This window comes from Acidovorax soli, assembly GCF_014207955.1.
Lineage (GTDB): Bacteria > Pseudomonadota > Gammaproteobacteria > Burkholderiales > Burkholderiaceae_C > Acidovorax > Acidovorax soli_A.
On record NZ_JACHLK010000002.1, the window covers coordinates 1 to 13,515 of the forward strand.

A 13,515-nucleotide genomic window follows, 5' to 3' on the forward strand; every position below is an offset into this window, starting at 1 on the left:
CCTTCCCATCCCGAACAGGACAGTGAAACGACTTTGCGCCGATGATAGTGCGGGTTCCCGTGTGAAAGTAGGTCATCGTCAGGCTCTTACAGCCCTCAAAACCCCTCAGCTCCTAGCGGACTGAGGGGTTTTGTCTTTGGGCCAGCGAAAAGCGTATTCGTGCTGCCCGAGTGCAGGTGAAAAGGGCCGCTTTCGCGGCCCTTGCGCTCATCAGCCCTTCAGTGCCGCCGCTACCGTCGTTGCGAGCGGCGTCGTGGCCCTGCCAATGAGCTGGCTGAGCTGGTGGCCGTCGTCGAACAAGGCGCCCTTGGCCGCTGCGGCATCCGAGTCGGCCAGCAGTGCGGCAAAGCCTGCGGGCAGGCCTACCTGCACCAGGGCCGCCTGGTACTCGGCCTCGGGCAGGTCTTTGTAGACAACGGCCTTGCCCGACTGGCGCGCAATTTCTGCGGCCAGGTCGGCCAGCGTGTACGCGCTGTCACCCGCCAACTCATAGACCTTGCCGGCCTGGCCTTCGGTCGCCAGCACCGCCGCTGCCGCGTCTGCATAGTCCGCGCGTGCGGCCGAGGCGATGCGGCCATGGCTCGCCGCGCCCAGCACGGCGCCATGGGCGAGGGCGGCGGGCACGCTGGCCGTGTAGTTCTCGGTGTACCAGCCGTTGCGCAGCACCACCACAGGCAGGCCGGAGGCGCGCAGCAGCGCCTCGGTCTCCACGTGCTCTGCCGCCAGGCCCAGGAGGGAGCTGTCGGCGCGCAGCACGCTGGTGTAGGCCAGCAACTGCACCTGCGCACGTTGTGCGGCGTTGATCACCGCCTTGTGCTGTGCGGTGCGCTGGCCCACTTCGCTCGATGAGATCAGCAGCAGTTTCTGCACGCCCTTGAGGGCCGCATCGAGCGTATCGGGCTGGGTGTAATCGGCCTTGCGCACCTGCACGCCCAGGGCGGCGAGGTCCTGGGCTTTTTCGGGGCTGCGCACGGCCGCGACGATCTGGGCGGCCGGCACGGTCTTGAGCAGGGACTGGATGACGAGGCGGCCGAGCTGGCCGGTGGCTCCGGTGATGGCGATCATGTGAAAAACCTTGGTTGAAAAAGAAAGAGAAGGCAGAATAGCGATGAAGCTAACTTTTCGTAAGTACGTACATAAAGGTAAGTACCCTATGCCTGATCCCACCACGCCCCCTCCCACCCCCACCGGTCTTCAGGAGGGCATTGCCGAGCGGCTGCAGCGCGGCCAGCTGTTCTCCCCCGATTGCCCTTCGCGTGCGGTGCTGCAGCATGTGACCAGCCGCTGGGGCGTGCTGGTGCTGGTGGCGCTGCTGGCCGGTACGCACCGCTTCAGCGACCTGCGCCGCAAGGTGGGCGGGGTCAGCGAAAAGATGCTGGCCCAGACCCTGCAGTGGCTGGAGAGCGATGGTTTCGTGCTGCGCATCTCCCACCCCGTGGTGCCGCCCCATGTCGAGTACAGCCTGACCCCCATGGGTACCGAGGTGGCGCGCCAGGTCGAGGGGCTGGTGGACTGGATCGAGGGCAATCTGCACCGCATCATGGACAAGCACCGTGCGGATGCCGCAGGCGGGAGCGCAACGGCCCAGCCCACCGATATGGGCGCCGGGTGGGTGTTCTCTGCGGCACTGTAGACTGGCCGCAGGGAGGTTGTAGGGAATGGGTGTATCGATTGAACCTGTCGCGCCAGCGCATTTCGAGGGGCTGTGGCGCGCGCTCGACGTGGTGGCGAGAGAGAAGCGCTATCTGGCCTTCACCGAGGCGCCGGCCTGGGAGTCCTCACGGGCTTTCTATGAGCACATCGTTGCCAATGACCTGTGCCAGGTGGTGGCGGTGCTGGACGATGAGGTCGTAGGGTGGTGCGACATCCTGCCTGGTGTAGGGCAGACGCGGGCGCATGTCGGCACGCTGGGCATTGGGCTCGTGCCCGCTGCGCGGCAGCAGGGCATTGGCGCCCGGCTGATGCGAGCCGCCATCGATGGCGCCTGGGCCCGGGGCCTGACCCGCATCGAGCTGAGCGTGCGTGCCGACAACGCCAATGCCCAAGCGCTGTACAAGCGTTTGGGATTTGAGCCGGAGGGCGTCCGCCGCCGCTCGGTGCGTGTGGATGGCCAATACCACGACAGCCTGGCCATGGCACTGCTGCGCGACGAGGGTGCCTGAGCCAGGCCTGATCCCTCAGAGGAGGAGGCATGCAAAGCGATGAAGATCAGATTCGGCAACTGGTAGCCACCTGGATGTCCGCCACCAGCGCTGGCGATGTCGAGACCGTCATGGACCTGATGGCCGACGACGTGGTTTTCCTCACGCCGGGCAGGGCGCCGATGTCCAAGGCGAATTTTCGGGCGGCGGCGGAGGCGCAGGCCGGTGCCTCCGGGCCGAAGATCGACGGCAGGAGCGAGATCCTGGAGGTGCAGGTGGCCGGTGAATGGGCCTTTGCCCGTGCGCATCTCACCGTGGCAGTCACGCCGCCTGGTGGGGCTGCACCCACGGTGCGTACGGGGCCGGTACTCAGCGTGTTCCGCAAGGAGCAGGGGCGCTGGCTGCTGGCACGGGATGCGAACATGCTGGTGGTGCAGAAGATGGACCCTGCCTGAGAGCCGGCGAGCGAGGAGATATTCGACACCATGAAAAGGCTTGCCCGCAACCGGAACCGGCACCGAAGTCGTCGCCAGTTGTTGCGCCGGGCGCTGCGCGCCTGGGGCACCGACCGTGGCTGGAAAGCCATTGCTGCGTTGCAGCTGAGCGCTTCGCCATCGCTTCTGGCACTTGTGCATTCGCTGTGTGCCAGCCCCAGTTGGTGGCGCCGGGCGCTGGGTTTGTATGTGGCGTCGCAACTACAGCGCCCCCGGCCTGCGGGCGATGCCCTGGGTCCGGTCGCCTACGCCATGGAGGCCACGCAGGCCTTGTTGCTGGCGGGCTTGCATGACCCCCACGGCGAGGTGGTTTGCGCGGCAGTCTCCGGTCTTGGTCACCGGCCGCATCCCGAAGCCTTGGCGACATTGGTGGACTTGGCGGGGCATGCCGACAGTGGAACGCGCTGGGATGTTGCCGTGGCGTTCAGCCACTACCATGGGCCGGCCGCCATTGACGCGCTGATGCGCCTGGCCGTGGATGCCGACCCCGAGGTGCGTGACTGGGCCACCTTCGGTCTGGGGACCCAGCAGACCGTCGATACGCCGCAGGTGCGCGAAGTGCTCTGGCGCAACCTCAATGATGACGACGAGGACGTTCGGGGCGAAGCGCTGGTGGGCTTGGCGGCGCGGCGCGATCTGCGGGTGATTGATCACCTGCTGGCACAGCTGGGCTCCGACTGCCGGGTGTACCAGTTGGATTCGGCAGAGCAGTTGGCAAGCCCCGCGCTGTTGCCTGCGCTCCGTGCCCTGGAGGATGGACTGCGCGACAGCGAGCGTGAGGGCTATTGGTTCGGGCGGCTGCGGTCGGCGATAGATGCCTGCTCACGAGCTTCGCCGTCGGATGCACAGGCCGACCGATAGGCTGCAGTGGTTTAGCATGCGCCCATGAAACTGCACGGATACCCGAACGAAGGCGAGCCGCAGGATACCAGTGCATCCGCTGAATTGGCAGAGGTGACTCTGGAGGCTGCGCCCAATGAGTTGCGCGCAATGGCTGCCTTCTTCCTGACTGCTGCGGACGAGATGGACCGAATGGGGGCTGCATATGACCATCTGCATTTGGCGGATGCCATGCCCCAGTTCAGAAACTCGCCGCATTTGACAGTGTTTCGATTGCTGGAGGATATCGGTAGTGCATGAGGCAGCGAAACCGATCCCGGTAAAGTACCTTCACTTGGCACCGGACGATCCCCTACCGGAGGTGCCGAACCCTCTGCCAAGCCGCGTAGTGGTGATCGTGGAAGCCGAGGGATCTGCGCAATGGCAAGCGGCTACCAGCGATTGGCTGGTAGCCTCGGGGTGCCTGTACATGATGGCCTGGGGGCTGGGATGCAGCAGCTGGGATGACTCCGTGGACTGGGCGTTGCTTGGCGCCTTTCGTTTCGAGGACATTCCACCAGAGCGCTTTGTCATGACGTCCTGGCACGAAAACGAAACGCTCGATGATGTCTTTTTCTTCTGCAAGCAATGCGCGCTTCACGATTCGGTGAACTTGGCGCAAACGGTGCTCTTGCACATTGCAAAGCAGCCTGCAGAGCAACGGATCATGGACGTTTACGCGCAGGCCTGATGCCTGCTCGACCATTGTTCGTCGGTGCGCCTGGGCTTCAGACGCTGCCCCGCAAACTGCGCCGCAGCCTGACGATGAGCACCGGTGGCAGCAGCAGGTCCACCGCCAAGATGCCGATCAGCGCAGGGGCGGGCGCGCCGTGCAGCCCCCACGCCACGGCGCGGGCCAGGCCGGCGGCGAACAGCACAGCCAGGGTTGCCACGACGATGGGCTCGTAGCGGCGCAGGTCCTGAAGGCCGATCCACAGGGCGATGCCCATGAGTGAAAAGCTCACGCCGTAGAAGCGGTTCTGGCTGTCCAGCGAGGGGTCGGCGGCCATCTGCGCCGAGATTGGCACGCCCAGCATCAGGTCGGCATGCATGCCCATAGTGAGGTGCAGGGCCGCGACGGCGATGAATGCGATGGACAGAATCCTGAGGGCCAGCTGCAGTGCGCGCATGGAGAACATCCTTGGTGGGTGGTTGGTTGATCGATGGGTGGAGTGGCGGGTGCCAGTGCTCAGCCCGCGGGCGGCAGCCCGATGCCCATGCGGCAGAACGACTGCACGGCGTGGACGAGGCGCTTGCGGTCCGACGGACCCGGGGATTCGCCGGCATCGTCGATGGCGCCATGCACGGCGCTGAACACCATGACCGCCACGAGGTGGGCGTTGTCAGCGGTCCAGGCACCGGCCTGCGCGCCCTGGGCGATCAGCCCCTCTAGATCGCGGACCACGGGGTTGGCCTGGTGCAGCCGGTCGTGAGTGGGACGCATCTGGTGGAAGACCAGATCGTGCAGGGCGCGCTCGTCCAGGTAGGTATTCACTGCCGCGTCGATCCAGCGGTCGAAGCGGGCGATCCAGTCCGAGGGCGGGTGCCCGTCCGCGGCGGTCTGCAAGCGCTCCAGAAAGCGGGCGACAAAGCGCTCTCGCAGGGCTGCGAGCACATCGTCCTTGGTCTTGAAATAAACGTAGTAGGTGCCCTTGGCGACCCCGGCGCCCTTGACGATTTCGTCCACGCTGGTCTCGGTGAAGCCCTTGCCCAGAAACAGGGCCTGCGCCGCATCCATCAGCTCCTCGCGGCGGATTTCGGCGGGCTTGGTACGGGGTTGGCCGGTGGCTGTGGAGCGCATGCTGCGGTAGAGCGGTGCCTGGGGTGGATGGCTTGTAGTTTGACTGACCGTCAGTCAATTATGGGTTGAAAATCAGATGCCCCGCTGTGGCGCCCTTGAGAGGTGGCTGCGGCGGGGCATTCCGGGCATGCTGGGGCGGCCAGGGGCCGCGCACTACCGTCACCGGTACTTCTGCTCCAGCGCATCCCACTCGTGCTTGCGCACCAACCGCTGCCGCTCCGCGAACGGCGCCACCAGGGTGGGGTCCTCGTCGATGCGCTGCGTCTCGCGCAGCACCGTCAGCGCCTTCTGCATGCCTGCCACCGCGCCCTGCAGCGCGGCGTTGGCGTAGAGCACGATGCCGTAGCCCAGGCCGGCCAGTTCGTCGGCGCTGAAGATCGGTGTCTTGCCCCCGATCACCATGTTCATGAGTTGGGGCCGGTCGGCCAGGCGGCGGGGCAGGGCGCGTATCTCTTCGGCCGTAGTCACGGCCTCCACGAACAGGATGTCTGCACCGGCTTCACCGAAGCGCTGGGCGCGCTCCACCGCCGCCTCGAAGCCCTGGGTGGCGCAGGCATCGGTGCGCGCCAGGATGAGGGTGTCGGGATCGCGGCGGGCGTCCACGGCCGCCTTGATCTTGCCCAGCATCTCCTCGGTGCTGATGACCTCCTTGCCGTTGAAGTGCCCGCAGCGCTTGGGGCTGACCTGGTCTTCGAGCTGGATGCAGTCGGCCCCGGCGCGCTCCAGTGTGCGCACCGCATGGTAGGTGTTGAGTGCGTTGCCGAAGCCGGTGTCGGCGTCCACGATCAGCGGCAACTCCACCGCATCGCGGATGCGTGCCGTGTGGTCGGCGATGTCGGCGAGGCCCATGAAGGCCTGGTCGGGCAGGCCGAACCACATGTTGGTGACGCCGGCGCCGGTGACGTAGATCGCTTCGAAGCCCAGGTCTTCGATGACCTTGGCGGACAGGGCGTTGAAAGCGCCGGGCACGAGCACGCCACGGCGGGCTTCGGCCAGGGCTTTGAGGGTTTTGCGGGTAGACATGGATTCGTTGTTTCCTGTGTTCATTTGGGGAAGGAGTCGCCGGGTACGCGGACCCAGCCCTCCATCAGGATGCGGGCGCTGCGGCTCATCAGGGCCTTGGTGACCTGCCACTGGCCGCCGCGCAGTGCAGCCTCGGCCCCTACGCGCAGCGTGCCCGAGGGGTGGCCGAAGCGCACAGCCTGGCGCTCGCCGCCACCCGCTGCCAGATTGACCAGCGTGCCGGGAATGGCCGCGGCCGTACCGATGGCTACGGCCGCCGTACCCATCATGGCGTGGTGCAGCTTGCCCATGGAGAGCGCGCGCACCAGCAAGTCCACCTCAGCGGCCTGCACGGCCTTGCCGCTCGACGCGGTGTAGCTGGCCGGCGGCGCGACAAAGGCCACCTTGGGGGTGTGTTGGCGCTTCGCGGCTTCGGCAATGTCCTGGATCAGTCCCATCCGGACGGCGCCGTGGGCGCGTATCGTTTCGAAGCGTGCCAGTGCCTGCGCGTCGCCGTTGATCGCGTCCTGCAGTTCGGTTCCGGTGTAGCCGATGTCGGCGGCGTTGACGAAGATGGTTGGTATGCCCGCGTTGATCAGCGTGGCGCGCAGCGTTCCCACGCCGGGCACCTCCAGGTCATCGACCACCTGGCCGGTGGGGAACATGGAACCTCCACCGTCACCATCGCCCTCGTCGGCAGGGTCGAGGAACTCCAGCGCCACCTCGGCGGCCGGAAAGGTCACCCCATCGAGCTCGAACTCACCGGTTTCCTGCACCTGGCCGCCCGTGATGGGCACATGCGCCACGATGGTCTTGCCGATATTGGCCTGCCAGATGCGCACCGTGCAGATGCCGTTGGCGGGAACGCGTTCGGCAGGCAGCAGGCCGTTGGCGATCGCAAAAGGGCCGACCGCCGCGGACAGGTTGCCGCAGTTGCCCGACCAGTCGACGAAGGCGCTATCGATGGACACCTGGCCGAACAGGTAATCCACGTCGTGGCCGGGCCGGGCCGACGGCGAAAGGATCACCGCCTTGGACGTGGACGAAGTCGCCCCGCCCATGCCATCGATCTGCTTGCCATACGGGTCCGGGCTGCCGATCACGCGCAGCAGCAGCGCATCGCGTGCGGCGCCGGGCTGCTGGGCTGCAAGCGGCAGGTCCTGCAGGCGAAAGAATACGCCCTTGCTGGTACCTCCGCGCAGGTAGGTGGCGGGTATCCTGATCTGGGGTTGGAATGCCATGGCGTATTGTCCTCAGGCGGCTTGCGCACTTTCGGCCAGAAAATCCTGGGCAAAGCGCTGCAAAACACCGCCCGCTTCGTAGACAGAGACCTCCTCTGCCGTGTCCAGGCGGCAGGTGACCGGCACCTGCTGCACGCTGCCGTCGCGGCGGCGCACCACCAGGGTCAGCGTGGCGCGCGGCGTGCGTTCGCCCACCACATCGTAGGTCTCCGTGCCATCCAGGCCCAGGGTGATGCGGGTGGTGCCGCTCTGGAACTCCAGCGGCAGCACGCCCATGCCGATCAGGTTGGTGCGGTGGATGCGCTCGAAGCCCTCGGCCACCACCGTCTCCACGCCGGCCAGGCGCACGCCTTTGGCGGCCCAGTCGCGCGACGAGCCCTGGCCATAGTCGGCGCCGGCGATGATGATCAGCGGCTGGCGGCGGTCCAGGTAGGTTTCGATGGCCTCCCACATGCGCATGACCTGGCTTTCGGGCTCCACCCGGGCCAGCGAGCCCGCGCGCACGCTGCCATCGTCCTGGCGCACCATCTCGTTCCTGAGCGTGGGGTTGGCGAAGGTGGCACGCATGGCGGTGAGGTGGTCGCCGCGGTGCGTGGCATAGCTGTTGAAGTCTTCCTCGGGCAGGCCCATGCGGTGCAGGTACTCGCCCGCAGCGCTGTCCATCAGGATGGCGTTGGAAGGGGAGAGGTGGTCGGTGGTGATGTTGTCCGGCAGCAGTGCCAGGGGGCGCATGCCGGTGAGCGTGCGCGGGTTGGCCGCCAGTGCGCCCACACCCTCGGTGTCCCAGTAGGGCGGGCGGCGGATGTAGGTGGACGGTGCGCGCCAGTCGTACTGGGGTGTGACGGCCTCGCCATCGTCCACGCGGATCGCGAACATGGGCTCGTACACGGCACGGTACTGTGCGGGCTTCACGGCCGCTCGGACGACCGCGTCGATCTCTTCGTCGCTGGGCCAGATGTCCGCAAGGCGGATCTCCCGTCCGTCCACCACCGCCAGCACATCGTTCTCGATGTCGAAGCGGATGGTGCCGGCGATCGCATAGGCCACGACCAGCGGCGGCGAGGCCAGGAAGGCCTGCTTGGCATAGGGGTGGATGCGCCCGTCGAAATTGCGGTTGCCCGACAGCACGGCCGTGGCGTACAGGTCGCGGTCGATGATCTCCTGCTGGATCACCGGGTCCAGCGCGCCCGACATGCCGTTGCAGGTGGTGCAGGCAAAGGCGACGATGCCGAAGCCGAGCTGTTCGAGGTCGGTGAGCAGCCCGCTTTCCTGCAGGTACAGCTCCACCGCCTTGGAGCCCGGGGCCAGCGAGGACTTGACCCAGGGCTTGCGCACCAGGCCCAGGCGGTTGGCGTTGCGTGCCAGCAGCGCGGCGGCGATCACGTTGCGCGGGTTGGAGGTGTTGGTGCAACTGGTGATGGCGGCAATGATGACCGCGCCATCGGGCAGCAGGCCCTGGGCTTCTTCGGCGCGTGCCTGTTCAAGGCCGGCGGCGCTGGCGATGCCGCGGCTTGCCAGCGCGGAGGTGGGCAGGCGCCGGTGCGGGTTGGAGGGGCCGGCCATGTTGCGCACCACCGTGGACAGGTCAAACGTGAGCACCCGTTCGTACACCGCGCCCTCCAGCGAATCGGCCCAGAAGCCTGCCGTCTTGGCGTAGTTCTCCACCAAGGCCACCTGGCCCGCCTCGCGGCCAGTCAGGCGCAGGTAGTCCAGTGTCTGCTCGTCGATGTGGAACAGCGCCGCCGTGGCGCCGTATTCCGGGCACATGTTGGCAATGGTCGCCCGGTCGCCGATGGTGAGGCTGCGCGCGCCGTCGCCAAAGAACTCCAGGTACGCGCCCACCACCTTCTCATTGCGCAGGAACTCGGTGAGCGCGAGCACGACATCGGTAGCGGTGATGCCCGGCTGGCGCCGGCCCGTGAGCTGCACGCCCACAATGTCGGGCAGGCGCATCCACGAGGCGCGGCCCAGCATCACGTTCTCGGCCTCCAGCCCGCCCACGCCGATGGCGATCACGCCCAGTGCATCCACGTGCGGCGTGTGGCTGTCGGTGCCCACGCAGGTGTCGGGAAAAGCCACGCCATCCTGCACATAGACCACGGGCGACATCTTCTCCAGGTTGATCTGGTGCATGATGCCGTTGCCCGCAGGGATCACGTCCACATTGGCAAAGGCCTTCTTCGTCCACTCGATGAAGTGGAAACGGTCTTCGTTGCGCCGGTCCTCGATGGCGCGGTTCTTGGCGAAGGCCTCGGGGTCGAAGCCGCCGCATTCCACGGCCAGCGAGTGGTCCACGATGAGCTGCACGGGCACCACGGGGTTCACCCGGGCGGGGTCACCGCCTTCCTTGGCGATCGCATCGCGCAGGCCGGCCAGGTCCACCAGGGCCGTCTGGCCCAGGATGTCGTGGCAGACCACACGCACGGGGTACCAGGGAAAGTCGCGGTCGCGCCGGTTGTCGATGATCTGCAGCAGGCATGCATCCAGGATGGCCGGGTCGCAGCGGCGCACCAGGTTCTCGGCATGCACGCGGGCCGTGTACGAGAGGCGGTGCCAGGCGCCGGGGCGCAGGGCCTCGACGGCGGCCTGCGCGTCGAAGTAATCCAGCGCGCTGCCGGGCAGGGGTTTTCTGTAATTCGTGTTGTTCATGGGGCGAGAGAGGAGCGGCGCGGGTCCTGCCGCGCCGGGCGGCGGTGCGGCGCGGACCCTGCCGCGCCGGGGAGACAACGGAGTATCAGCTGCGTGCGTCGATCGGCACGAACTTCAGGTCTTCCGGGCCGGTGTAGTGGGCGCTGGGGCGGATGATCTTGTTGTCCACACGCTGCTCGACCACGTGGGCCGCCCAGCCGCTGGTGCGGGCGATGACGAACAGCGGGGTGAACATGGCGGTGGGCACGCCCATCATGTGGTAGCTCACGGCGCTGAACCAGTCGAGGTTGGGGAACATCTTTTTCACCTCCCACATCACCGACTCCAGCCGTTCGGCAATGTCGTACATCTTGGTGGAGCCGGCCTCATCGGACAGGCGCTTGGCCACGTCCTTGATGACAACATTGCGCGGGTCGCTCACGGTATAGACCGGGTGGCCGAAGCCGATCACGACCTCCTTGGCCTCGACGCGGCGGCGGATATCGGCCTCGGCTTCGTCGGGGTTGTCGTAGCGCTTCTGGACCTCGAAGGCGACCTCGTTGGCGCCGCCATGCTTGGGGCCGCGCAGGGCGCCGATGGCGCCGGCGATGCTGGAATACATGTCGCTGCCCGTACCGGCGATCACGCGCGCCGTGAAGGTGGAGGCATTGAACTCGTGCTCGGCATACAGGTTGAGCGAGGTGTGCATGGCACGCACCCACTGGGCGCTGGGCTTCTCGCCATGCAGCAGGTGCAGGAAGTGGCCGCCGATGGAGTCATCATCGGTCTCCAGCGCGATGCGCTTGCCCTGCGTGCTCCAGTGGTACCAGTACAGCAGCATGGAGCCCAGCGATGCCATCAGCCGGTCGGCAATGTCGCGCGCGCCGGGCAGGTTGTGGTCGTCCTTCTCGGGCAGGACGCAGCCCAGGGCCGACACGCCGGTGCGCATCACGTCCATGGGGTGGGCACCCGCGGGCAGGTGCTCCAGCGCCTCCTTCACACTGGCCGGCAGGCCGCGCAGGGCGCGCAGCTTGGCTTTGTAGGCCTTGAGCTCGGCCTTGGAAGGCAGTTTGCCGTGCACCAGCAGGTGCGCGATCTCTTCGAACTCGCAGACTTCGGCAATGTCCAGGATGTCGTAGCCGCGGTAGTGCAGGTCGTTGCCCGTGCGGCCCACGGTGCACAAGGCGGTGTTGCCGGCGGTCACGCCCGACAGGGCAACGGATTTCTTGGGCCTGAAGCCCGTGGGGGTGGTGGTTTCCATGGTCATGGGGTCTCCTGCTGGGTCACATAGGAATGGGCGATGGCAGTCGGGCGCCCCTGGGCATCGACCGCCACCATCTCGAAAATCCCCTTGAGCGCCTCTTCGCGCGGTGCGCCCAGTGCCTGCGCCAGGCCCGTCACGCACACGGTGAGCGAGCTGCGCCCGAGCCGCGACACCCAGGCGCGCAGCGTGAGCACATGGCCCACGCCCACGGGTGCCAGAAAGCGCACGTCGCTCACGCCGGCCATCACCACGTTGTTGCCTGCCGCGCTGCGGGCCGCGAGAAAGGCCGCTTTGGACATGAGCAGCAGGGCGTTGCCACCGAACAGGGTGCCGTAGTGGTTGGCGTGCTCGGGAAAGACGATTTCCGTGAGCTCGAGGGTGCCGTGGGGGGTTGTCATGCTTCGCAATCTACGCAAAATACGGCCCTGGAAAAAGGGCTGAAATGGTGAAGAATTGCGAAGTGAAGGGGGATGGTTTGCAAATATTGCGAATGCATCGCGCGAAGAGGCTGGCGCCATGAAGAAGACCTTCATGGGCGTGCGCCTGCGCCGCCTGCGCGAGGAGCGCGGCATGACCCAGGTGGCGCTGGCGCGCGCGCTCGACCTGTCGGCCAGCTACCTCAACCAGATCGAGCAGAACCAGCGCCCGCTCACCGTGCCGGTGCTGCTCAAGATCAACGCCGTCTTCGGGGTGGATGTGCAGCGCTTCTCCGACGACGACGAGGCGCGCCTGATCACGGCCCTGCGCGAGGTGCTGGCCGATATGCAGTCCGGGCCGGGTGGGGTCGGTCCGGAGCAGGCGGTGTCGCTGGCCGAGATCCGCGAACTGGCCTCGGGCATGCCCGCCGTGGCGCGCACCCTGCTGGCCCTGCACCAGCGCCACCGCCAAGCGCTGGAGCGGCTCGATGCCCTGGGTGCCCAACTGGGCGACGGCCGCAGCGGTGTGCTGGCCAGTGCCAGCCACCAGCCCATGGCCTACGAGGAAGTGCGCGATTTCTTCTTTGCCCGCCACAACTACTTCGCCGAGCTCGACGATGCGGCCGAGCGGCTGGCGGCCGAGTGGGGCCTGCAGCCCGGCCGCGCCGATGAGGGGCTGGTGCGCCGCCTGCAGGTGGCCCATGGCGTGCATGTGGTGACCGCCCCTGAATTGCCGGGCGGGGCGCAGCGTTGCTACGACCCTGCCAGCAAGGTCCTGCAGCTGGCCCTGGGGCTCGAAGCCGGGCAGCGCGCTTTCCAGATGGCGACGCAACTGGCCTTTCTGGAGATGGGGCACGAACTGCACCGCCTGGCCGACGGGGCCGGGCTGTCGGGCGAGCAGGCGCGGGCGCTCGCGCGCATCGGCCTGGCCAACTACTTCGCGGGGGCCTTGCTGCTGCCGTACACGGCCTTCCTGCAGGCGGCCGAGGCGGTGCGCTACGACATCGACCGCCTGGGCCACCAGTTCGGTGTGGGTTTCGAGACCGTGTGCCACCGCCTGTCCACCCTGCAGCGGCCCAGTGCGCGCGGCGTGCCCTTTTTCTTCATCCGTGTGGACCGGGCGGGCAATATCTCCAAGCGCCAGTCGGCCACGCATTTCCACTTCAGCAAGATCGGCGGCACCTGCCCGCTGTGGAATGTGTACGAGGCCTTCGCCCAGCCCGGGCGCATCGTGCCGCAGTTGGCGCGCATGCCCGACGGGCGGGCCTACCTCTGGGTGGCGCGCACCGTCTCGCACGGTGGTGGGGCTGGGGGCTGGGGGGCGCCCGGCAAGGAGTTCTCGGTGGCGCTGGGCTGCGACCTGCGCCACGCAGCGCAGCTTGTGTACTCGCGCGGCCTGAACCTGGCCGACCCCGAGGCGGCCGTGCCCATCGGCATGGGCTGCAAGGTCTGCGAGCGCGACGCCTGCCCGCAAAGGGCGTTTCCGCCCATGGGCCGGGTGCTGGACGTGGATGAGAATCGCAGCCGGTTCGCACCCTATCCCGTGGCGGTGGGGGGATCGCCGGGGGGGCTGGCAAACCCGCACCCCGGTGTTGCATAAACGGTACGGCAAAAACAGCGACGCTGTTACAAGATGTGGGCCCTTGCAT

General features: G+C 67.1%; 15 protein-coding genes. 7 read left to right on the plus strand and 8 right to left on the minus strand.

Features of this window, described 5'->3' with window-relative positions; all coding sequences use genetic code 11:
• Positions 1-210 precede the first annotated feature (210 nt).
• Positions 211-1,065 (minus strand): SDR family oxidoreductase, encoded by an 855-nt coding sequence (locus HNP48_RS04470; protein WP_184855686.1) that lies wholly within the window; start codon positions 1,063-1,065, stop codon positions 211-213.
• A gap of 88 nt (positions 1,066-1,153) precedes the next feature.
• On the opposite strand from HNP48_RS04470, the gene HNP48_RS04475 reads away from it, so the two are divergent.
• The 6 genes from HNP48_RS04475 to HNP48_RS04500 all read left to right on the plus strand — a co-directional run bounded on the left by HNP48_RS04475 (position 1,154) and on the right by HNP48_RS04500 (position 4,205).
• A complete protein-coding gene (locus tag HNP48_RS04475) occupies positions 1,154-1,633 on the plus strand; it encodes a helix-turn-helix domain-containing protein (RefSeq protein WP_184855687.1) in 480 nt (159 codons plus the stop codon).
• Between the two features lie 25 nt (positions 1,634-1,658).
• Complete coding sequence (locus HNP48_RS04480) at positions 1,659-2,162, plus strand: GNAT family N-acetyltransferase (RefSeq protein WP_184855688.1); 504 nt, start codon at positions 1,659-1,661, stop codon at positions 2,160-2,162.
• Between the two features lie 29 nt (positions 2,163-2,191).
• Positions 2,192-2,596 carry an SgcJ/EcaC family oxidoreductase gene (locus HNP48_RS04485; protein WP_184855689.1) on the plus strand — a complete coding sequence of 135 codons (405 nt, stop codon included), beginning with the start codon at positions 2,192-2,194 and terminating at the stop codon, positions 2,594-2,596.
• A gap of 30 nt (positions 2,597-2,626) precedes the next feature.
• Entirely contained in the window at positions 2,627-3,496 is an 870-nt protein-coding gene (locus tag HNP48_RS04490; RefSeq protein ID WP_184855690.1) for a HEAT repeat domain-containing protein, read from the plus strand.
• Positions 3,497-3,520: 24 nt separating this feature from the next.
• Positions 3,521-3,775, plus strand: a complete 255-nt coding sequence (locus HNP48_RS04495) for a hypothetical protein (RefSeq protein ID WP_184855691.1) — start codon at positions 3,521-3,523, stop codon at positions 3,773-3,775.
• A gap of 88 nt (positions 3,776-3,863) precedes the next feature.
• A complete protein-coding gene (locus HNP48_RS04500) occupies positions 3,864-4,205 on the plus strand; it encodes a hypothetical protein (RefSeq protein ID WP_184855692.1) in 342 nt (113 codons plus the stop codon).
• Positions 4,206-4,242: 37 nt separating this feature from the next.
• Here the strand turns inward: HNP48_RS04500 and HNP48_RS04505 are convergent, their stop codons facing one another.
• The 7 genes from HNP48_RS04505 to HNP48_RS04535 all read right to left on the minus strand — a co-directional run bounded on the left by HNP48_RS04505 (position 4,243) and on the right by HNP48_RS04535 (position 11,848).
• Positions 4,243-4,644, minus strand: a complete 402-nt coding sequence (locus tag HNP48_RS04505) for a DUF4345 domain-containing protein (protein ID WP_184855693.1) — start codon at positions 4,642-4,644, stop codon at positions 4,243-4,245.
• A 59-nt stretch (positions 4,645-4,703) separates the two neighbouring features.
• Complete coding sequence (locus HNP48_RS04510) at positions 4,704-5,315, minus strand: TetR/AcrR family transcriptional regulator (RefSeq protein ID WP_184855694.1); 612 nt, start codon at positions 5,313-5,315, stop codon at positions 4,704-4,706.
• 159 nt (positions 5,316-5,474) lie between these two features.
• Positions 5,475-6,338, minus strand: a complete 864-nt coding sequence (locus tag HNP48_RS04515; RefSeq protein WP_184855695.1) for an oxaloacetate decarboxylase — start codon at positions 6,336-6,338, stop codon at positions 5,475-5,477.
• A gap of 20 nt (positions 6,339-6,358) precedes the next feature.
• Positions 6,359-7,558, minus strand: a complete 1,200-nt coding sequence (gene prpF / locus HNP48_RS04520; protein ID WP_184855696.1) for a 2-methylaconitate cis-trans isomerase PrpF — start codon at positions 7,556-7,558, stop codon at positions 6,359-6,361.
• Between the two features lie 12 nt (positions 7,559-7,570).
• Positions 7,571-10,207, minus strand: a complete 2,637-nt coding sequence (acnD, locus tag HNP48_RS04525; RefSeq protein ID WP_184855697.1) for a Fe/S-dependent 2-methylisocitrate dehydratase AcnD — start codon at positions 10,205-10,207, stop codon at positions 7,571-7,573.
• 85 nt (positions 10,208-10,292) lie between these two features.
• On the minus strand, positions 10,293-11,453 hold the full coding sequence (prpC, locus tag HNP48_RS04530; RefSeq protein ID WP_184855698.1) for a 2-methylcitrate synthase: 1,161 nt from the start codon (positions 11,451-11,453) through the stop codon (positions 10,293-10,295).
• Positions 11,450-11,848: an acyl-CoA thioesterase gene (locus tag HNP48_RS04535; RefSeq protein ID WP_184855699.1), complete on the minus strand. Its 399-nt coding sequence runs from the start codon at positions 11,846-11,848 to the stop codon at positions 11,450-11,452. Before HNP48_RS04535 ends, prpC begins: the two co-directional genes overlap by 4 nt.
• A 118-nt stretch (positions 11,849-11,966) precedes the next feature.
• Between HNP48_RS04535 and HNP48_RS04540 the strand changes: the two genes are divergently transcribed.
• Positions 11,967-13,466: a short-chain fatty acyl-CoA regulator family protein gene (locus tag HNP48_RS04540; protein ID WP_184855700.1), complete on the plus strand. Its 1,500-nt coding sequence runs from the start codon at positions 11,967-11,969 to the stop codon at positions 13,464-13,466.
• Positions 13,467-13,515: the final 49 nt, after the last annotated feature.